19 protein-coding genes and 1 pseudogene are annotated in these 19432 nt (G+C 73.8%); 10 read left to right on the top strand and 10 right to left on the bottom strand.

Annotation, left to right across the window (positions count from 1 at the left end; translation table 11 throughout):
* Positions 1 to 189: 189 nt before the first annotated feature.
* The gene (glpX, locus tag ACFV61_RS08270) at positions 190 to 1230 is read right to left on the bottom strand and encodes a class II fructose-bisphosphatase (protein ID WP_063347979.1); all 1041 of its coding nucleotides are present in this window, start codon (positions 1228 to 1230) and stop codon (positions 190 to 192) included.
* A gap of 236 nt (positions 1231 to 1466) precedes the next feature.
* On the opposite strand from glpX, the gene ACFV61_RS08265 reads away from it, so the two are divergent.
* A complete protein-coding gene (locus ACFV61_RS08265; protein WP_063347978.1) occupies positions 1467 to 1982 on the top strand; it encodes a DUF4245 domain-containing protein in 516 nt (171 codons plus the stop codon).
* A gap of 151 nt (positions 1983 to 2133) precedes the next feature.
* Here ACFV61_RS08265 and ACFV61_RS08260 read toward each other — a convergent pair whose 3' ends face one another.
* On the bottom strand, positions 2134 to 2736 hold the full coding sequence (locus tag ACFV61_RS08260; protein ID WP_063347977.1) for a malonic semialdehyde reductase: 603 nt from the start codon (positions 2734 to 2736) through the stop codon (positions 2134 to 2136).
* Between the two features lie 113 nt (positions 2737 to 2849).
* On the bottom strand, positions 2850 to 3107 hold the full coding sequence (locus ACFV61_RS08255; protein WP_063347976.1) for an exodeoxyribonuclease VII small subunit: 258 nt from the start codon (positions 3105 to 3107) through the stop codon (positions 2850 to 2852).
* A gap of 178 nt (positions 3108 to 3285) precedes the next feature.
* Here ACFV61_RS08255 and ACFV61_RS08250 point away from each other — a divergent pair, with 178 nt between their 5' ends.
* Positions 3286 to 3780: a GNAT family N-acetyltransferase gene (locus ACFV61_RS08250; protein WP_380490703.1), complete on the top strand. Its 495-nt coding sequence runs from the start codon at positions 3286 to 3288 to the stop codon at positions 3778 to 3780.
* A gap of 69 nt (positions 3781 to 3849) precedes the next feature.
* Here the strand turns inward: ACFV61_RS08250 and xseA are convergent, their stop codons facing one another.
* Together xseA and ACFV61_RS08240 are read right to left on the bottom strand one after the other, a co-directional pair.
* Positions 3850 to 5070, bottom strand: coding sequence for an exodeoxyribonuclease VII large subunit (xseA, locus tag ACFV61_RS08245; RefSeq protein WP_380490701.1), 1221 nt, complete (start codon positions 5068 to 5070; stop codon positions 3850 to 3852).
* 35 nt (positions 5071 to 5105) lie between these two features.
* On the bottom strand, positions 5106 to 6470 hold the full coding sequence (locus tag ACFV61_RS08240) for an APC family permease (RefSeq protein WP_380490699.1): 1365 nt from the start codon (positions 6468 to 6470) through the stop codon (positions 5106 to 5108).
* Between the two features lie 87 nt (positions 6471 to 6557).
* On the opposite strand from ACFV61_RS08240, the gene ACFV61_RS08235 reads away from it, so the two are divergent.
* Both ACFV61_RS08235 and ppgK read left to right on the top strand, forming a co-directional pair.
* Positions 6558 to 7532 carry a 4-hydroxy-3-methylbut-2-enyl diphosphate reductase gene (locus ACFV61_RS08235; RefSeq protein ID WP_063347973.1) on the top strand — a complete coding sequence of 325 codons (975 nt, stop codon included), beginning with the start codon at positions 6558 to 6560 and terminating at the stop codon, positions 7530 to 7532.
* A 167-nt stretch (positions 7533 to 7699) separates the two neighbouring features.
* The gene (ppgK, locus tag ACFV61_RS08230) at positions 7700 to 8446 is read left to right on the top strand and encodes a polyphosphate--glucose phosphotransferase (protein WP_063347972.1); all 747 of its coding nucleotides are present in this window, start codon (positions 7700 to 7702) and stop codon (positions 8444 to 8446) included.
* 22 nt (positions 8447 to 8468) lie between these two features.
* Here ppgK and ACFV61_RS08225 read toward each other — a convergent pair whose 3' ends face one another.
* Positions 8469 to 9107 carry a DUF6542 domain-containing protein gene (locus ACFV61_RS08225; RefSeq protein ID WP_380490697.1) on the bottom strand — a complete coding sequence of 213 codons (639 nt, stop codon included), beginning with the start codon at positions 9105 to 9107 and terminating at the stop codon, positions 8469 to 8471.
* Positions 9108 to 9361: 254 nt separating this feature from the next.
* Here ACFV61_RS08225 and ychF point away from each other — a divergent pair, with 254 nt between their 5' ends.
* Entirely contained in the window at positions 9362 to 10435 is a 1074-nt protein-coding gene (ychF, locus tag ACFV61_RS08220; protein ID WP_063347971.1) for a redox-regulated ATPase YchF, read from the top strand.
* A 133-nt stretch (positions 10436 to 10568) separates the two neighbouring features.
* Here ychF and ACFV61_RS08215 read toward each other — a convergent pair whose 3' ends face one another.
* The 4 genes and pseudogenes from ACFV61_RS08215 to ACFV61_RS08200 all read right to left on the bottom strand — a co-directional run bounded on the left by ACFV61_RS08215 (position 10569) and on the right by ACFV61_RS08200 (position 13039).
* Positions 10569 to 10832, bottom strand: coding sequence for a type II toxin-antitoxin system RelE/ParE family toxin (locus tag ACFV61_RS08215; RefSeq protein ID WP_371517250.1), 264 nt, complete (start codon positions 10830 to 10832; stop codon positions 10569 to 10571).
* Positions 10825 to 11094: a type II toxin-antitoxin system Phd/YefM family antitoxin gene (locus ACFV61_RS08210; RefSeq protein WP_371517249.1), complete on the bottom strand. Its 270-nt coding sequence runs from the start codon at positions 11092 to 11094 to the stop codon at positions 10825 to 10827. The genes ACFV61_RS08215 and ACFV61_RS08210 overlap by 8 nt, the downstream gene beginning before the upstream one ends.
* A 74-nt stretch (positions 11095 to 11168) precedes the next feature.
* The gene (locus tag ACFV61_RS08205) at positions 11169 to 11834 is read right to left on the bottom strand and encodes an HAD-IA family hydrolase (protein ID WP_063347970.1); all 666 of its coding nucleotides are present in this window, start codon (positions 11832 to 11834) and stop codon (positions 11169 to 11171) included.
* A 57-nt stretch (positions 11835 to 11891) separates the two neighbouring features.
* Positions 11892 to 13039 (bottom strand): annotated as a pseudogene (locus ACFV61_RS08200) (dihydrofolate reductase family protein).
* Between the two features lie 160 nt (positions 13040 to 13199).
* Between ACFV61_RS08200 and ACFV61_RS08195 the strand changes: the two are divergent.
* From ACFV61_RS08195 to ACFV61_RS08175, 5 genes are all read left to right on the top strand, one after another.
* The gene (locus ACFV61_RS08195; RefSeq protein ID WP_380490695.1) at positions 13200 to 14018 is read left to right on the top strand and encodes a methyltransferase domain-containing protein; all 819 of its coding nucleotides are present in this window, start codon (positions 13200 to 13202) and stop codon (positions 14016 to 14018) included.
* A gap of 226 nt (positions 14019 to 14244) precedes the next feature.
* Positions 14245 to 15597, top strand: a complete 1353-nt coding sequence (locus tag ACFV61_RS08190) for a DUF4190 domain-containing protein (protein ID WP_380490694.1) — start codon at positions 14245 to 14247, stop codon at positions 15595 to 15597.
* A 162-nt stretch (positions 15598 to 15759) separates the two neighbouring features.
* On the top strand, positions 15760 to 15960 hold the full coding sequence (locus ACFV61_RS08185; protein WP_380423919.1) for an SPOR domain-containing protein: 201 nt from the start codon (positions 15760 to 15762) through the stop codon (positions 15958 to 15960).
* A gap of 10 nt (positions 15961 to 15970) precedes the next feature.
* Positions 15971 to 16387 carry an NUDIX domain-containing protein gene (locus ACFV61_RS08180; RefSeq protein WP_063347964.1) on the top strand — a complete coding sequence of 139 codons (417 nt, stop codon included), beginning with the start codon at positions 15971 to 15973 and terminating at the stop codon, positions 16385 to 16387.
* 179 nt (positions 16388 to 16566) lie between these two features.
* On the top strand, positions 16567 to 19320 hold the full coding sequence (locus tag ACFV61_RS08175; RefSeq protein WP_380490691.1) for a SpoIIE family protein phosphatase: 2754 nt from the start codon (positions 16567 to 16569) through the stop codon (positions 19318 to 19320).
* Positions 19321 to 19432: the final 112 nt, after the last annotated feature.

Below are 19432 nucleotides of genomic sequence, written 5' to 3'. Positions count from 1 at the left end.
CTAAACCACCCCCCCCCCCCAAACCGCCCTCCCATGTGGTTTGGTGGGCTGGTATTTGTTTATACGAGCCAGGGCGGGGGGCCGCGGCGGATGGGGGGCTGAGGGGGCTCGGGGTGTGCCCGGGGCCGGCCGCGCCGCGGCCTGGGGGGTGGGGGATTCCGCCGAGGCCGCGGGTGCGCTTGCCCGGTGTCAGTTGGCGCGGTCGAAGTCGATCGCGCTGTAGGCCCGCAGCTTCGACAGCTTGTGGACGGAGTTGATCTCGCGGATCGTGCCGCTCTTGGAACGCATCACCAGCGAGCTGGTGGTGGCGGTCTCCTGGCGGTAGTGCACGCCGCGCAGCAGCTCGCCGTCGGTGATGCCGGTGGCGACGAAGAACACGTTCTCGCCGCTGACCAGGTCGTCGGTGGTGAGCACCCGGTCCAGGTCGTGGCCGGCGTCGAGGGCCTTCTGCCGCTCGGCGTCGTCCTTGGGCCACAGCCGGCCCTGGATGACGCCGCCCATGCACTTCATGGCGCAGGCCGCGATGATGCCCTCGGGGGTGCCGCCGATGCCCATCAGCAGGTCGACGCCGGTGCCCTCGCGGGCGGCCATGATGGCGCCGGCCACGTCGCCGTCGGAGATGAACTTGATCCGGGCGCCCGCCTCGCGGATCTCCCGGACCAGGCCGTCGTGGCGCGGGCGGTCGAGGACGACGACCGTGACGTCCTCGACGGCGCTGCCCTTGGCCTTGGCGACCCGGCGGATGTTGACGGCCGCGGGGGCGGTGATGTCGACGAACTCGGCGGCCTCGGGGCCGGCCACCAGCTTGTCCATGTAGAACACGGCGCTGGGGTCGAACATGGTGCCGCGGTCGGCGACGGCCAGGACGGCGACGGCGTTGTTCATGCCCTTGGCGGTGAGCGTGGTGCCGTCGACCGGGTCGACCGCGACGTCGCACTCGGCGCCGGTGCCGTCGCCGACCCGCTCGCCGTTGTAGAGCATCGGGGCTTCGTCCTTCTCGCCCTCCCCGATGACGACTACGCCGTTCATCGAGACGGTCGAGACGAGGGTGCGCATCGCCTTGACGGCGGCGCCGTCCGCGCCGTTCTTGTCGCCACGGCCGACCCACCGGCCGGCGGCCATCGCGGCCGCCTCGGTGACCCGGACGAGTTCGAGCGCGAGGTTCCGGTCCGGAGCCTCGGGCGCGACCTCCAGGGCGCTGGGAAGGTGGTTCGGGTACTGCGTGGTCATCGTCGTTACCTCTCTGTACGCGACGGCCAGTAAGCGCCCGACTACTGCCTGGTCGAACGCCGTGGTGAGGGTCCTGCGATCGTATCTGCCTATGGGATGACTGTCTGTGGCGCGGGTCGCCACCCGGCGCCCGACCTGGTCGGTTCGTCCCGCTTCACCCGTACGCGGGCACCCCGGGTGGCCGTACCGCCGTAGGGATGAGTCACCATGTGGGGGTGGCTGGAGAGAGCAAACGCATGAGGGGCCGGGAGACCGTACGGGACATGGTCCTGTCGATGCTGGCGGTCGGCGCCGTGGTCTGGATCGGGTACCTGTTCCTTCCGCACGACGCGAACAGCGACCCGGTGCACGTGGTCGAGTACAAGGTGGCGGCGGCCTCCGCGAAGCGCGGCGCGCCGTACCCGCTGCTCTCCCCGGACGGGCTGTCCGACCAGTGGCGGGCCACCTCGGTCGGCTACCAGCCGGCCGCGATCAGCAAGGGCAAGGGCAACGCCTGGCACCTGGGCTTCGTCACGCCGTCCGGCCAGTACGCGGCGGTCGAGCAGAGCGACGTCCCGCGCGACGCGCTGCTGGCCGACAAGATCGCGGGCGGCAAGCCGGACGGCACCTCCGAGGTCGCCGGGCGCACCTGGGAGCGGGTGCAGGGCGAGAAGTCCCGCGCCCTGACCGTGCAGACCGGCGACGCGACCACCGTGCTCACCGGCACCGCCTCCTACGAGGAACTGGCCGAGCTGGCCCAGGCGCTCAAGTAGCCCGTCCCCCTGGGCCGCCCCCGGGGGAACGGCTCCGTACGCCCCCGCGGACGCCCCGCGGACGCGCCCGTACGACCCCGTACGCCCCCGTGCGCATACGGAAAGGGCCCGCACCGGACGAACCGGTGCGGGCCCTCGCGCGTGCGGCGGATCAGACCGTGGTGACGACCTGGTCGTACGCCAGGCGCGGCGAGCGCGGGAACCACGCCTCGTCGCCCGGCTTGCCGATGTTGACCACGGCCAGCACCGAGTGCTCGCCGTCGCCGAAGAACTCCTTGTTGATGCCCTCGGCGTCGTAGCCGGTCATCGGGCCGGCGGCCAGGCCGGCGGCGCGCACGCCGATGATGAAGTAGGCGGCCTGCAGCGCGCCGTTCAGCGAGGCGGAGCGCTCACGGACGGTGCGCTCGGAGAAGAACACGTCCTTGGCCTGCGGGAAGTGCGGGAACTGGGTCGGCAGCTCCTCGTGGAACTCGTTGTCCGCGGCGAGGATGGCGACCAGCGGGGCGGTGCTGGTCTTGGCCTTGTTGCCGTCCGCCAGGTGCTGGACGAGGCGCTCGCGGCCCTCGGTCGAGCGGACCAGGACGACGCGCAGCGGCTGCTGGTTGAAGGCGGTCGGGCCGTACTTGACCAGCTCGTAGATGGCCTGGACCTGCTCCTCGGTCACCGGCTCGTCGGTGAAGGTGTTCGCGGTGCGGGCCTCGCGGAACAGCAGGTCCTGAGCGGCGGCGTCGAGTACCAGGGCGTCGGTGGTCATGCTTGTCTGCACCTCATGCGGGAGGGGGTTCGTCGGATTGACCGGCCGTGGCCGGTCACACCATCTCAACATGGGTGAAGATTCAACGATTCCCCGGCCCGCTGTGAGCCGCGTCACTCCCCGCCCGCGGCCCCGTCCTCCTCGGCGGCCAGCGCCGCGTCCAGCCGGGCCCGGGCGCCGTCCAGCCAGCGCTGGCACACCTTCGCCAGCTGCTCGCCGCGCTCCCACAGCGCCAGCGACTCCTCCAGCGACGTCCCGCCGTTCTCCAGCTGCCGGACCACCTCCAGCAGCGCGTCCCGGGCGTGCTCGTAGCCCAGCGCGTCGTCCGGGGTCGGTGCCGCCGCGTCCTGCTGCTCCTGCTGCTCTGCCATGCGTGCCAGCGTAGGGGCTGGAGCCGACAGAGCCGGCGCAGCACCGACGGAACGGCCGCGGCGGGGCGAAAGCCGGAACGGCCTCGGCGGGGTGAAAGCAGCGAGGCGAAAGCAGCGGGTGAGGCGGCGGGGCGAAATCGGATGCGTCCGGCCGGCCGGCGGCGCTACCCTCCGCCGCATGATCACGGTCCGACCCGCCGCCCCGGCCGACGCCCCCGAGCTCGTCCGGCTGCGCGACCTGATGTTCGAAGCGATGCCCAGCATGGCCGGCCTGACCGGGCCGGGGCCCTGGCAGACCACCGCCGAGCGGATGCTGCGCGAGCGCCTCGCCGTCCCGGCCGGGGAACTGACCATGCCGTCCTTCGTGGTGGACGATCCGCGACGGCCCGGCCGGCTCGCCGCCTGCGCGGTCGGCACGCTGGAGCACCGGCTGCCCGCGCCGGGAAACCCGAACGGCCGGTTCGGCTTCGTCTTCAACATCTGCACCGACCCCGGCCACCGGCTGCGCGGCTACGCCCGGGCCTGCACCGAGGCGCTGCTGGACTGGTTCGACGACCAGCGGGTCGGCCGGATCGACCTGCACGCCAGCAGTGGCGGCGAGGCGCTCTACCGCAGCCTCGGCTTCGGCGAGCACTCCATCGCGCTCTCCCGGCCGTGTTCCTACGAGGCCTGACCGTCGTCCACCGCGGCGCCGGGCGTTCCTACGAGCCCTGACCGTCGTCCACCGCGGCGCCGGGCGTTCCTACGAGCCCTGACCGTCGTCCACCGCGACGTCGAAGGCCCCGCCTGAGACCCGGGCGTGCAGCCCCTCGCCGGCCGTGACCTGCGCCGGGTCGGTCACCACCGTGCCGTCCGTCCGCTGGAGCACCGCGTAGCCGCGCTCCAGGGTGGCCGCCGGGGACAGCGCGACCACCCGGGCGAGGGTGTGCCCGAGGTCGCTCTGCGCGTGGTCCAGCCGGTGCCGCAGGGTGCGCCGGGCCCGCTCCAGCAGCGCGGTGACCTCCTGGCCGCGCCCGTCCAGCATCCGGTGCGGGGCGGCCAGCGCGGGGCGGCTGCGCACGCCGTCCAGCCCGTGCTGCTCGCGCTCGACCCGGCCGAGGACGTGCCGCCGGGCACGGTCCCGCAGCAGGCGGACCTTGGCCAGCTCCTCGCCGACGTCCGGAACCACCCGTTTGGCGGCATCGGTCGGGGTGGAGGCGCGCAGGTCGGCGACGAAGTCCAGCAGCGGCTGGTCCGGCTCGTGGCCGATCGCGCTGACCACCGGCGTACGGGCGGCCGCGACCAGCCGCACCAGCCCCTCGTCCGAGAACGGCAGCAGGTCCTCGACGCTGCCGCCGCCGCGGGCCACGATGATCACGTCCACCTCGGGGTGCTCGTCCAGCTCCCGGACGGCCGCGCTCACCCGCTCCACCGCGCTGACCCCCTGCACCGGGACGTTGCGCACCTCGAAGCGGACGGCCGGCCAGCGCCGCCGGGCGTTCTCCAGCACGTCCCGCTCGGCCGCCGAGCCGCGCCCGGTGACCAGCCCGACGCACTGCGGCAGGAACGGCAGCGGGCGCTTGCGGTCGGCCGCGAACAGGCCCTCCCCGGCGAGCCGCCGCTTCAGCTGCTCCAGCCGGGCCAGCAGCTCGCCCAGCCCGACCGGCCGGATCTCCGAGGCCCGCAGCGACAGCTGCCCGCGCGCCGCGTACCACTCCGGCTTGGCGTGCACGACGACCCGCGCGCCCTCCTGCACCACGTCCGCGACCTGGTCGAACACCGAGCGGAAGCAGGTCACCGTGAGCGACACGTCCGCCTGCGGGTCGCGCAGGGTCAGGAACACCACGCCCGCCCCCGGCCGGCGGCTGAGCTGGGTGATCTGCCCCTCCACCCAGACCGCGCCGAGCCGGTCGATCCAGCCGCCGATCAGCGCGGAGACCTTGCCGACCGGGATCGGGGCTTCGGGGGAGCTGGTGTTGGCCATGCGTATGAGGCTAGCGGCGCCGGCCGACACCGCCCCTAGCGGCGTCGGCCGACAGGGCCGCCCGAAGCGGGGGAGCCCTGGACGCCCAGCACCACCAGCCCGACCGCCAGCCAGATCAGCCCGACGAGCTGCGCGGTCGTCGAGGCCTCGTAGACCACCGCGGCGATCACCGCGATCCCCAGGGCCGGGACGAGCAGGTGCCGCACCCGGTCCCGGGAGCCGTGCCGCACCGTGTACCAGCCGATCACCGAGGCGTGCAGCAGCGCGAAGGCGGTCAGCGCGCCCACGTTGACCACCGAGGTCAGCTGGTCGAGCCCGTCGTCCCGGTTGGCCGCCCAGACCGCCGCGGCCATCGTGATCACCGCGGCCGCCAGCAGCGCCCGGCGCGGCACCGCGGTGGCCGGGTCGACCGTGCCGAGAACGCGCGGCAGCCGTCCCTCCCGGCCCATCGCGTAGACCAGCCGCCCGGCCGCCGCTTGCCCGGCCAGCGCCGCGAAGGCCGCGCCGATCGCCTTGCTGGCCGCCACCAGGACGTGCAGCCAGTGCCCGACCCCGCTCTCCACCGTGTCGTAGAAGGCCGAGCCCTGCGCCGCCGGGTCGGCCGCCAGCTGCTGCGGGCCCAGCGGCTCCAGCAGTGCCGCCAGGTAGGTCTGGGTGACGAACAGTACTCCGGCCAGTGCCAGGCACCAGAGCACGGCCCGGGCCACCGCCGCCGAGGCGCCGACCGCCTCCTCGACGAAGGTGGCGATCGCGTCGAAGCCCAGGTAGGAGAGCACCGCGACGGACACGGCCGAGATCACCGCGGTCAGCGAGAAGGCGCCGACGGCGGTGAACGGGGTGTCCCAGCCGCGCCGGGCGCCGCCCTGGACCAGGGCCACCACGGCCGCGGCGACGAACACCGCCAGCACCGCGATCTCCAGGGCGAGCACCGCGAAGCCGACCACGGCCGCCGTCCGTACGCCGATCAGGTTGAGCGCGGTGGTCAGCACCACCGCGAGCGCCGTCCAGACCCAGCGGGAGACCCCGGGCACCAGCGAGTTCAGCGCGATCCCGGAGAACAGGTAGGCGACCGCCGGGATCAGCAGGTAGTCGAGCATCGCCATCCAGCCGGCGATGAACCCGGGCCCCTCGCCCAGCCCGGCCCGCGCGTAGGCGAACACCGAGCCGGTCTGCGGCACCGCGCGCACCATCTGGGCGTACGAGAAGGCGGTGAAGCCCATCGCGACGGTCGCGGCCAGGTAGACGGTGGCGACGGCGCCGTGGCTCCTGGCGTCCAGGACGCCGAACACGCCGACCGGTGCCATCGGAGCGATGAACAGCAGGCCGTAGACCATCAGGTCGCGGACGCTCAGGCTGCGGCGCAGGCCGCCCGGTTCCGTTTGCCCGTTCGCAGAGCTCATAGACACCACATTTGAGCACCGACGACCGGGTCTGTCCGGAAAGCGCCTCCCGTCGGCGCGGCTCGGCGCCGCCCGTACGATGGAGCCATGTCCAACACCGCGCCGCGCCGTGTCCTGCTCGCCGCCCCCCGGGGCTACTGCGCGGGTGTCGACCGCGCCGTGATCGCCGTGGAGAAGGCCCTGGAGCAGTACGGGGCGCCCATCTACGTCCGCAAGCAGATCGTCCACAACAAGTACGTGGTGCAGACCCTGGAGAAGAAGGGCGCGATCTTCGTCGACGAGACGGAGGAGGTGCCCGAGGGCTCGATCGTGGTCTTCTCCGCGCACGGCGTCGCGCCGGCCGTCCACGACGAGGCGAAGGCCGGCCGGCTGGCCACCATCGACGCCACCTGCCCGCTGGTCACCAAGGTGCACAAGGAGGCCGTGCGCTTCGCCGACGAGGGCTTCGACATCCTGCTGGTGGGCCACGAGGGCCACGAGGAGGTCGTCGGGACGATGGGCGAGGCCCCGGACCGGATCCACCTGGTGGACGGCGCCGAGGACGTCGCCAACGTGCGGGTCCGGGACGAGTCCAGGGTCGTCTGGCTGTCCCAGACCACCCTGTCGGTGGACGAGACCATGGCCACCGTCGGCGAGCTGAAGAAGCGCTTCCCGGCGCTGGTCAGCCCGCCCAGCGACGACATCTGCTACGCCACCCAGAACCGCCAGGTCGCGGTCAAGCAGATGGCCCCCGAGACCGACCTGCTGATCGTGGTCGGCTCCAAGAACTCGTCCAACTCCGTCCGCCTGGTCGAGGTCGGCCTGGAGTACGGCGCCAAGGCCGCCCACCTGGTGGACTTCGCCGAGGAGGTCCAGGAGGCCTGGCTGGAGGGCGTCGGCACGGTCGGTCTGACCAGCGGCGCCTCCGTCCCGGAGATCCTGGTCGAGGGCGTGCTGGAGTGGCTGGCCGCGCGCGGCTACGACACGGTCGAGACGGTCAAGACTGCCGAGGAGCACCTGATCTTCTCGCTGCCCAAGGAACTGCGCCGCGACCTGCGCGCCGAGGCGGCGGGCAAGCTGTAGGGCCGAGCCTGGGACCGCTCCCGGACCGCTCTCAGGCCCTTCGCGCAGAGCCCGGCACCCCCCTCGGGGTTGCCGGGTTTTCTGCTGTGCGTCCGCCCGTGCCCTCTCGTAGTTTTGTGCACAGGCTGTGGACAAGCGGTCCGCGGCCCCGGCGGAGGGTGGACGTGATGACGGCGGTATTCGGCGTGGACATCGGCGGTTCGGGCATCAAGGGCGCCCCGGTCGACCTCGCCCGGGGCGTGCTGGCCCAGGAGCGGTACAAGGTGCTCACCCCGCAGCCGTCCGCTCCCGAGGCCGTGGTCGCCGCCGTCTGCGAGGTGGTCCGCCAGTTCGACCACCAGGGCCCGGTCGGGCTCACCTTCCCCGGCGTGGTGGTCGGCGGCCGGACCAGAACCGCCGCCAACGTGGACAAGGGCTGGATCGGCCTGGACGCCGCGGGCCTGTTCCGCGAGGCGCTCGACCTGCCCGCGACCGTGCTCAACGACGCCGACGCGGCCGGGCTCGCCGAGACCGTGCACGGCGCCGGGCGCGACCAGTCGGGCGTGGCGCTGGTGCTCACCTTCGGCACCGGCATCGGCAGCGCGCTCTTCGTCGACGGCGTGCTGGTGCCCAACACCGAACTGGGCCACCTGGAACTGCGCGGCAAGGACGCCGAGCGCCGGGCCTCCTCGGCCGCCAAGGAACGGCACGGGCTGACCTGGGAGCAGTGGGCCGGGCGGGTCGACGAGTACCTGGACCTGGTCGAGATGCTGTTCTCGCCGCAACTGGTCGTGATCGGCGGCGGGGTGAGCCGCAAGCACGAGAAGTTCCTGCCGCTGCTGCGGGAGCGGGAGGCGCGGGTGGTGCCGGCCGAGCTGCGCAACGACGCGGGCATCGTCGGCGCCGCCATGGCGGCGGCCCGGGCGGCGGGCTGAGGCCGCCCGCCCGAGGCGCCGCTCAGCGGGAGCGCTGGATCCGGCGCTGGGCCACGAACCGGGCGAGCACGATCAGCGCGGCCAGCCCGGTGCCGGAGAACAGCCAGCCGGCCCGCAGCGCCAGCCCGGTCGCCAGCGCCACCACCTGGGCGGTGACGCCCGAGGAGGTGACCGGCCCGAGCAGCAGCAGCGCCAGCGCGAAGGCGATCGGCCCGCTGATCGGTGCGGCCAGCAGGTCGACGTAGCGCACCCGGACGGCCAGCTGGAAGCAGACGACCAGGTAGCCGAGGCCGAACAGCCAGCCGAGGCGGTCGAACAGCAGCCGGTCCAGGCCCGCGACGGCGAGCGTCGCCAGGACGGCGGCCACGCCCGTGCCGATGGCGGTCAGCCGGGTCGGTCGTCCGGTCCGGCGCCGCCCGTACAGCGGGGCCTCGGAGCGTCCGGGCAGCGGCAGCCGCAGCCGCAGCCTGGGGGTGGCCGGGCGGGCGGCGGCGGGCGGCCCGGCTACCGGGCGTAGCCGGGCGGCGGGGGCGGCGGCGGGGGCTGCGGGGGCTCCGGCGGTCTCGGGAGCCCGGCCGGGCCCGGGGACGGCGGCCCCGGCCGCGCCGTTCGGCGGTCGGCGTCTGGGCCCTGGCGGCTGGGTACGGATGCTCTGCTCCACCCGCCCAACGTACGGTCCGATCATCGCCACACTGTGTAATGGACCGTTCAGGTCTTGTCCCGTGTCTCCTGGCGGAGTGCTGATGTGATCGTCGTTCAGCGGCCTGACCTGTCCGGCCCAGCCCCCCGGGCACCCCGCCGGAGTTCCTGAAGCCCCTCCCGGCGGCGACCGGGGCGTGAGGCGCTGCCCGTAGACTTGGGGGTCGGCCCGCACGGTGCCGACCCAACTCCTCCAAGCCCACGGGACTGCGCTTCATGTCGCTCACGATCGGAATCGTCGGCCTGCCGAACGTCGGCAAGTCGACCCTGTTCAACGCCCTGACCAAGAACGACGTGCTGGCGGCCAACTACCCGTTCGCCACCATCGAGCCGAACGTCGGCGTCGTCGGCGTCCCGGACGCGCGGCTGGCCAAGCTCGCCGAGATCTTCGGCTCCCAGCGGATCCTCCCGGCCACCGTCGACTTCGTCGACATCGCCGGCATCGTGCGCGGCGCCAGCGAGGGCGAGGGACTGGGCAACAAGTTCCTCGCCAACATCCGCGAGTCGGACGCGATCTGCCAGGTCGTGCGCGCCTTCACCGACCCGGACGTGGTGCACGTGGACGGCAAGGTGTCGCCCAAGGACGACATCGAGACCATCCACACCGAGCTGATCCTGGCCGACCTCCAGACCGTCGAGAAGGTCCTGCCGCGGCTCCAGAAGGAGGCGCGCCTGAAGAAGGAGACCGCCCCCGTGCTGGCCGCCGCCGAGGCCGCGCAGGCGGTCCTGGAGACCGGCAAGACCCTCTTCGAGGCCGGCTTCGACACCACCCCGATCCGCGACCTCCACCTGCTGACCGCCAAGCCCTTCCTCTACGTCTTCAACGTGGACGAGGCCGAGCTGGCCGACGAGGACTTCAAGAACGTCCAGCGCGAGCTGGTCGCCCCGGCCGAGGCGATCTTCCTCAACGCCAAGATCGAGTCCGAGCTGATCGAGCTCGACGACGACGAGGCCCTGGAGCTGCTCCAGTCGATGGGCCAGGAGGAGCCCGGCCTCGCCACCCTCGCCCGGGTCGGCTTCGACACCCTCGGCCTGCAGACCTACCTCACCGCAGGCCCCAAGGAAACCCGCGCCTGGACCATCAAGAAGGGCGCCACCGCCCCCGAGGCCGCCGGAGTCATCCACACCGACTTCCAGAAGGGCTTCATCAAGGCCGAGGTGATCTCCTTCGCCGACCTGGTCGAGACCGGCTCCATCGCCGAGGCCCGCTCCAAGGGCAAGGCCCGCATCGAGGGCAAGGAATACATCATGCAGGACGGCGACGTGGTGGAGTTCCGCTTCAACGTGTAGCCGTCTGGTTGCTGCAAGTTGACTGATTGGTCGAATGTGCAGGTCGGAAGGGGCCGGGCTCTGTCGAGTCCGGCCCCTTCCGCGTCATCGTGCTGGATGGGTGCTGGATGTTCTGACGCCGGGTCCGTGGTCGTCAAGCCTCGTAAACGGTGGACCGATGTCCCACGTGGACGACCCAGATCACCAATTCCCCGTTGTCGATCGTGTAGACGACGCGGTAGTCGCCGACGCGCAGGCGGCGACGCTCGGGCTGGGAGACGAGCGCAGTGGTGTTGAAGCCGAGGGGATCGGTCTCCAGTTCGGTCAGCTTGGCCAGGATGCGCAGCGCCATGTCGCGAGGGATCTTCCGGAGTTCGGCCTGAGCCTCGGGTCGGAAGACCGTTCGGAACTCACTCATTGCGCGCCAGCGTCTCCCTCATGACGTCCTCGATCGGGATGCCGGCTGCCGGATTCGCCATGCGCTCGTCGATGATCCGGTTGATTTCGCGCTCTTCCCACTTCTGGTACTTCCGAAGTACCTCGATGGACACCACAGCGGCGACTTCTTTGCCTCGGCGCGTGATCACCGTGGGTACGTCGTCCCGGTCGGCGCGCTCCACGACCTCGGCCAGGTGTGCGCGTACGTCGCGGATGGACTCTATGGGCAAGGGCTGCGTCATGCGCTCAAGAGTACCGAGTGTTCCATGTGTACACAATGTGTCGAGCGGCCTTGCGGGGCGGGCGGTCGGCTCGGTCAGGGGTGGATGCTGACGGTGATGACGCCGTCCGGTGTGGTGGTCACGGTGATGTTGTCGAGGGTGGCGGCGTGGGCGTCGGGTCGGTGGGCGGTGGCGCGGGGGCCGATGCCGATGACGCGGATGCCGGCGGCGCGGGCGGCCGTGATGCCGGCGTCGGAGTCCTCGAAGGCGAGGCAGTCGGCGGGGGCGAAGCCGAGGGCGGCGGCGCCCTTGAGGAAGCCCTCCGGGTCGGGCTTGCTGGCGCCGACGGACTCGGCGGTGACCAGGACGGGCGGCATCGGCAGGTCGGCGGCGCCCATCCGGATGCGGGCGAGCGGTTCGTCGGCGGAGGTGACCAGGGCGTGCGGCAGGCCGTTCAGGGCGGCGAGGAAGGCGGCGGCGCCGGGGATCGGGACGACGCCGTCGGTGTCGGCGCGCTCGGCGGCGAGCATCCGCCGGTTGTCGGCGAGGTTGAGTTCCACCGGGCGGTCGGGCAGCAGTTCGGCCATCGTCGCGTGGCCCTGGCGGCCGTGGGCGACGGCCAGTGCGGCGACGGGGTCGAGGCCGTGCTGCTCGGCCCAGCGGTGCCAGCAGCGCTCGACCACGGCGTCGGAGTTGACCAGGGTGCCGTCCATGTCCAGGAGGAGGGCGCGAGCGGTCAGCTGGAGGGGTGCGGTGGGCATGGGGCTGCTCCTCGGGCAAGGAAGGACGAGCTCTTTGTTCCCCGATGATACAAAAGATCAGCCGAGCAGGTGGGCGTTGACCGCGCGGGCCGCCTCGGCGAGCTCCGGCAGCTCCACCACCTCGACCCCGGCCGCCGCCAGCAGGGCCGTGCCCTGGCAGTCGGCGACGAACAGGTCCGGCTCGCGCCAGGCCACCACCACCCGCGGCACGCCCGCCGCGATCAGCAGCCGGGCGCACGGCGCCGGCCGCGAGGCGCGCTGTCCGCACGGTTCGAGCGAGCTGTAGACGGTCGCCCCGCGCAGCCGCGGGTCGCAGGCCGGGAGCTTGCCGAGGGCCGCCTCCTCGGCGTGGTCGTGCGCGTCGCCCTCCCGGCTGTAGCCCTCCGCCAGGACCTCGCCGTCGGCGCCGACGATCACCGCGCCGACCGAGAAGGCCGTCGCGGACGGCGGGCAGCGGCGGGAGAGTTCGACGGCCCGGCGCAGGTGGTCGAGGTCGGTGGTCGCGGGACGGGCTCCGGTCACGGGGCGGGCTCCTTCGGGGCGTACCTGAGCAGGACGACGTCGTCCACCGTACGTGCCTCCAGCAGGCGCATCCGCCGGGCCGGGCCACCCGGGAACGCGGCCGGGCGGACGAACCTCGGCGCCTCGGCCTGGCCGACCAGCAGCGGGGCGACCGCCAGCTGGAGCTCGTCCGCCAGGCCCTGGGCCAGGAACTGGGTGTGCACGCCGCCGCCGCCCTCGACCATCAGTCGGCGCACCCCGCGCGCGCCCAGGTCGTCCAGCACCGCGCCGAGGTCCACCGCGCCGCCGAGCGCGACCACCTCGGCCAGCCCGTCCAGGCGGGGCCGCAGCACGGTCGCGCCGGCGTCCGTGGTGTAGGCGAGCCGGGCGCCGCCGGTGTGCCAGAAGCGCAGGCCGGCGTCGAGCGCGCCGCTCGCACTGAGCGTCACCTTCAGCGGGTACTCGGCGCGGCCGTCCGCGAGCCGGGCGGCCCGGCGTGCGGGGTCGTTGACCAGCAGGCGCGGATTGTCGGCCCGCAGCGTGTTGCCGCCGACCAGGACGGCGTCGGCGGCCGCGCGCTCGGCGTCGACCCGGTCGAAGTCGGCCCGGTTGGAGAGCAGCAGGCGGTCGGGGGAGGCGTCGTCGAGGTGGCCGTCGAGGGACATCGCGGCGCTCAGCAGGACGAAGGGGCGCTGGCCGGGCATGGGCGGGGGGACCGTTCTCTCGGGTGCGCCCCCACGGTACGGCCGCCGGGGGTGGTGCAGTCGCCGGGTGATCGACAGGTGAGACGAATCTTCTCGGCATGCGGAACATCCGCTAGCGTCGAAGGCGTCGCGGAAACCGACCACGCCCCAGGGGGACACCATGACCGGACGGCAGCCCGCCACCGTCTACACCCACGGCTACCAGGAGGCCGTGCTGCGCTCGCACCGCTCCCGGACGGCCGCCGACTCGGCCGCCTATCTGCTGCCCGAACTGCGCCCCGGGCAGACGCTGCTGGACATCGGCTGCGGGCCCGGCACGATCACCGCCGACCTGGCCGAGCTGGTCGGCCCGGGCGGTCGCGTGGTGGCCGTGGACACCTCCGCCGAGGTGCTGGAGCAGGCCGCCGCGTACGTGGCCGGCCGGGGCCTGTCCAATGTCGTGTTCGAGGTCGCCGATGTCAACGAACTACCCTACCGGGAAGGTGAGTTCGACGTGGTGCACGCCCATCAGGTGCTGCAGCACGTGGCCGACCCGGTGGCCGCGCTGCGCGAGATGCGCCGGGTCGCGGCGCCGGGCGGTGTGGTCGCGGCCCGGGACGTCGACTACGCGTCGATGACCTGGTTCCCCGAGGCGCCCGCGCTGGACCGCTGGCTGGAACTGTACGAGCGGATCGCCCGCGCCAACGGCGGCGAGCCGGACGCCGGGCGGCGGCTGCTGTCCTGGGCGCGGGCGGCGGGCTTCACCGACATCGCCGCGACCGCCACCACCTGGACGTACGCGACGCCCGAGCAGCGCGCCTGGTGGGGCGGGATGTGGGCGGACCGGGTGACCGGCTCCGCCATCGGCCGGACGGCGGTGGAGCGGGGCTTCGCGGACCAGGCCGAACTGGCGCGGATCGCGGCCGGCTGGCAGGAGTGGAGTGCCGCCGGGGACGGCTGGTTCTCCATGCTGCACGGCGAGATCCTGGCGCGCGGCTGACCGGGGGCAGGGTCGAGATCGGGGCCGGGCCAGGGCGGCCCCGCAGATGGCGGCGAGGCGACGGGGTGGGGGAAACGGTCGCGCGGGCGTTCGGAAAGATCGGGTAAAGTCGCGCGTCCGCTCGTACCGGGGCCGTTCGGGCCCGTCCGGCCCGCTGCTGGAGGGGGCGAGCCGACGAGTCGAGCTGCCGAGTCGATGCCCGTACCGGCGGGCCGGGGGAGTCCACGTGTCCAAGCCTGCGTCCGAGCCGCCCGCGGCCGATCCCCGCATACCGGCCCACGAGGCCGCGACGGCGAAGCAGGCCGAGCGGACGGGGCAGTCGGAGCAGGTGGAGCAGCAGGCACAGCCCGAGCCTCCCGCGCCCGCCGCCCCGCCCGCGCCGACCGCCCCGCCCGCGCCCGCCAACCCGTGGGCCGCGCCCCTGCCGTCGCAGGCCCCGCCGCAGCCCCCGCCCCCGCCGCTGCCCGCCGGCGGCTGGGCATCGGTGCCGCCCGCCGCACAGTCCGGCCTCCAGCCCGGCTTCCCCTACCCCCGGCCCGCCCCCGTCACCAACGGTTTCGCGGTCGCCGCCCTGGTGACCGGCCTGGTCGTGGTGGCGCCGGTGGCCCTGGTGTTCGGCATCATCGCGCTGGTCCAGATCAACCGCCGCAAGGAGCGCGGCTTCGGCATGGCGGTGACCGGCCTGGTGCTCGGCGTGGTCGGCACGGTGCTGCTGTCGCTCGCCGTGGCCGGTTCGACCTTCGAGTTCCCCGGGGGCGGCAGGTTCGACCAGTCCATGAAGGCCCCGGCCGGGTCCGTCCCGTGGGCCGCGCTGAAGTCCGGGGACTGCTACAACACCCCCGAGAACGGCAGCCGGGCCGACCCCGAGGGCGGCGACGAGACGCTCTACTGGGTCCGCCGGGTGCCGTGCTCGGCCGCGCACCACGGCGAGGTGGCCGGCACCGCCCGGATCCCGGCGAGCGACGGCCCGTCCTACCCGGGCGAGGCGACGGTCCGCCTGCAGGCCGCCGACCTGTGCCGCACGGTGCTCGACGACTACGCCCTCGACCAGTGGGCGATCCCGGACGGCATGGACGACGTCTACCTCTACCCGACGCGGGGCAACTGGAGGTCCGGCGACCGCTACGTCACCTGCGCGTTCGAGGACCGCGACGGCGAGCACCTGGGGACGGTCCGCACCGACCGGGGCAGCCTGAACCCCGCCCAGCTGGCCTACCTGGAGGCCGTCCGGGGCTTCAACGACGCCTACGCGGAGCAGCCGAGCAAGGGCTTCGCGGACGCGTCGTCCGAGTACCGGACGTGGGCCCGGCGGATGTCCACCGCCTCCCACGCGGAGGCCACGGCGCTGAACAAGGCGTCGGCGGCGTGGCCTGCCGAGGTCAAGCCGGCGGTCCGCAAGCTGGCCGCGGCCCAGGAGGCGGCCGCGACCGCCTGGGACGCGGCGGCCTCCGGCGACGACCTGGAGGGCGACGTCCGACGGGCCCGGGCGCTGGTGACCAAGTCGGTGCCGCTCAGCATCGAGATCCGGCGCGGGCTCGGCCTGTCCACCGGCGAGCAGGTGCCCGACCTCCAGGTCTGAGCCGCCGAGGGGTCTGAGCCGCCGACGGTTCTGAGCCGCCGGGCGCGGCCGGGTTACCCGCCGTTAACCGCGCCCGTACCTGCCGGTAGCGAGCCGTCCGTAGCGTCGTGGGGGCGGATCCCCGGCCCGACCCCCACGCAGGCCGGGGATACGCTCCCCGCCATGAGCGCCTTTCGGGTGATGCGGCAGGACGACAACGGCAACCGCTTCCTGGTCGCGGGCGGGCTCGACCGCCTCGCGGCGGAGCGGCTGGCGGCCGAGTTCGAGGCCCGCGGCCACAAGCAGCTGTACTGGGTCGAGGCCGAGCCCGAGCCCGAGCCCGAGCCCGAGGCTGCGGACGGCGCGGGGGCGGACACGCCCTAAGGTCGGGCCCATGGACAAGGCCAGCGAGAACCCCGTCGAGCCCCGGATCGTCGTCGGCGGCGCCCTCATCCACCGGGGCCGGGTGCTCGCCGCACGGCGCAGCGCGCCCGCGGCGGTGGCGGGGCGCTGGGAGTTCCCGGGCGGGAAGGCCGAACCCGGCGAGACCGAGGCGCAGGCGCTGGAGCGGGAGCTGTTGGAGGAACTGGGTGTCCGGGCGCGGGCGCTGGAGCGGCTGCCGGGCGCGTGGAGCGTCCGGCCGGGTCTGGAGCTGCGCTTCTGGGCGGCCGAGCTGCTGGCCGGCGACCCCCGTCCTCTGGAGGACCACGACGAGCTGCGCTGGCTCGGCCCGGCCGAGCTGGACAGCGTCGACTGGATCGAGCACGACCGCGACGTCCTGCCGCACGTCGCCCGGTTGCTCCATGCATAGGGCGGCCTGAGCCGGTGTGCGACGCGCGGGGTACGGGGTAGGTCAATCAGACAAGACGACCCGGCGGCCGGGATAGCCTGGGTTCTGCTGGGTATGTCACTTTTCGGCACTATTCGTCACCATCGGTGAGCCGCCCCAGCCGGCGACGCCGATCCCGACCAGAGCCGGAGGCCCCGTCGGTGTCGAGTACCGGGAACGGCGGCGGAGGAGCACGGCGGACAGGCGCCGCGGGGAGCGCAGCCGCCCGCGCCCGGCTGCGCCGGGGTGCCCAGCCCGCCGCCCCGCAGCCGCCGGCCGGCCGCCGTCGGCGGGACGCCGCCGATGCCCCCGACGTCCCGCGGCCCGACCAGCCGGCGCCGGCCCTGGCTGTCCCCGTCTCCGACCCGGGCCCCCAGCCCGGCCTGCGCAGCCGGCCCGCCCGACCGTTCCCCGGCGGGCCGTCCGACGCCCCGTACGGCCCCGGCGTACCGGGCGAGGGCAGCCTGCTCGACATGCTGAAGGTCGCCATCGCGATCCTGGACACCGCGGGCCGGGTGGTGCTCTGGAGCCCGGCCGCCGAGGAACTGCTCGGCTGGCCGAACGAGCTGCTGGTCGGCCGCCGGATCGACGAGCTGATCCCCGACGAGGAGCAGGTCGGCCGGATCCGGGCCGCGATCCAGGACACCCTGCGCCACGGCCGCTGGGCCGGCAACGCCGAACTGCGCGACCGGGACGGCGTGCCGATCGCGGTGGACGCCCGGATCTCCCTCCTGGTGGACGGCGACGGCACCCCGTTCCTCCAGGTCAACATGGCCGAGGCGGCCGCCGTCCGGGCCGTCGAGCGCGACCTCGCCGTCCGTGACGCGCTGTTCGAGCAGTCCCCGCTGGGCATCGCGATCATGGACACCGAGCTGCGCTACACCGCCGTCAACCAGACCCTGGCCGAGATGAACGGCGTCGCCCTGGAGGACCACGTCGGCCGGACCACCGGCGAGACCCTGCCCGAGCGGGCCGCCGACGAGGTCACCGCGATCCAGCGCCAGGTGCTGGCCACCGGCGAGCCGGTCATCGACGTCACCCTGGCCTCCCCGGTCACCGCCCGCTCCGGCTACCGCTCGATCTCCTACAGCCGGATGACCGACCGCTCAGGCCGGGTGCTCGGCATCTCCGGCACCGTGATGGACGTGACCGAGCGCTACCGCGCCGTCGCCAAGGTCGAGCACGCCCGGCGCCGGCTCTCGCTGCTCAACGAGTTCGGCTCCCGGGTCGGCGACCTGCTCGACGCCGCCCGGATCGCCCAGGAGCTCGCCAGCTCCGTCGTCCCCCGGCTCACCGACCACTCCGCGGTGATCCTGCTGCAGGCCGTCGCGCACGGCGACGACCTGCCCCGGCACGGCCACGACCGCCGCACCTCGCTGCTCCAGCTCGGCACCGCCTCCGTCCAGGACGGCCCCGAGGTCGAGGTGATGCTCCGCCGCGGCGCCCGGATCACCTTCGCCGAGGACTCCGCCTGCGGCCGGGTGCTGCGCACCGGCGTCCCCGAACTGCTCTCCGGCGCGGACCAGCTCGACGACGTGACGTACCCCGGCGACCCGAAGACGCAGGCCGCCCACGACCTGGGCGTGCACTCCATGCTGGTCGTCCCGCTGCGCGCCCGCGGCATCGTGATCGGCCTGCTGCTGGTCAGCCGGGGCGGCTACCGGGAGGGCTTCGACCGGGACGACCTGGCCTTCACCGTCGAGCTGGCCGACCGGGCCGGCAGCTCGCTGGACAACGCCCGGCTGTACGCCCGCGAGCGCACCGCCGCGCTCACCCTCCAGCGCACCCTGCTCCCGCAGCAGGTCCCGCAGCCCACCGGCGTCGAGGTCGCCTACCGGTACGTGCCCGGCAGCAGCGGCGCCGAGGTCGGCGGCGACTGGTTCGACGTCATCCCGCTGCCCGGCGACCGCACCGCGCTGGTGGTCGGCGACGTGATGGGCCACGGACTGCGGGCCGCCGCCACCATGGGCCGGCTGCGCACCGCCGTCCGGGTGCTGGCCGCCCTCGACCTGCCGCCGGACGTCCTGCTGCGGCACGTCCACGAACTGGCCGACGACCTGGCCCAGGGCCCGGACGAGGCGCTGCTCGCCACCTGCGTCTACGCGGTGTTCGACCCGGGGACGGCCAGACTGACCGTCGCCAAGGCCGGGCACATCCCGCCCGTCCTGGTGGTGCCGGGCGAGGAGGGCGGGGAGCCGACCCGGACCGGCGGCCCGCTGCGCGGCGGCGCGGGCCGGATCCTCGACCTCCCCTCCGGCGCCCCGCTCGGCGTCGGCGGCGTCCCGTTCGAATCCGTCGAACTGAAGATCCCCGAGGGCAGCCTGCTCGCCCTCTGCACCGACGGCCTGGTCGAGTCCCGGGACAAGGACCTCGACGTCGGCCTCGGCCGGCTGGTCACCGTGCTCCAGGAGCCGCACGCCTCCATCCAGGCCGCCTGCGAGGCCGTGCTCGGCACCATGGAGCAGGGCCGCGAGCCGGACGACGTCGCGCTGCTGCTGGCCCGGCTCGGCCACGGCCAGGCCGGCACCCCGACGGTCGGCTGGACCCTGCCCGCCGAGCCCACCGCCGTCTCCCGGGCCCGCCGGCTGGTCCGCTCCGCGCTCGCCGAGTGGGGCGTCGAGGAGCTCACCGACACCACGGAGCTACTGGTCAGCGAGCTGGTCACGAACGCCGTCCGGTACGCCAGCGCCCCCATCGGCGTGCGGCTGACGCTCGGCGAGACGCTGCTGGTCGAGATCTCCGACCCGCTGCCCGACCCGCCCCGGGAGCGGCACGCGGCCGAGGCCGACGAGGGCGGCCGGGGCCTGGAACTGGTCCGCCGCCTGGCACTGCGCTGGGGTGCGCGGGCCGAGGGCATCGGCAAGGTGGTCTGGTTCGAGCAGACGCTGCCGGGTAATGAGCCCGACGAGTCATAGGGAGCGCAGCGGGTCGGGGGCGTGAGCCCGAGCGGGGGCGAGGAGGACGGAACCGCATATGCCAGCAGGTGGCCGGGGGGAGCGCGCAGCCCGGAAGGGGGCGCGGACGTGG

Origin of the sequence: Kitasatospora sp. NPDC059817, from assembly GCF_042731835.1 — a bacterium.
In the GTDB taxonomy this organism is placed as follows: Bacteria; Actinomycetota; Actinomycetes; order Streptomycetales; family Streptomycetaceae; genus Kitasatospora.
The sequence above is the reverse complement of the archived record's forward strand: the minus strand, read 5'-3'. Positions and strand labels throughout refer to the sequence as shown.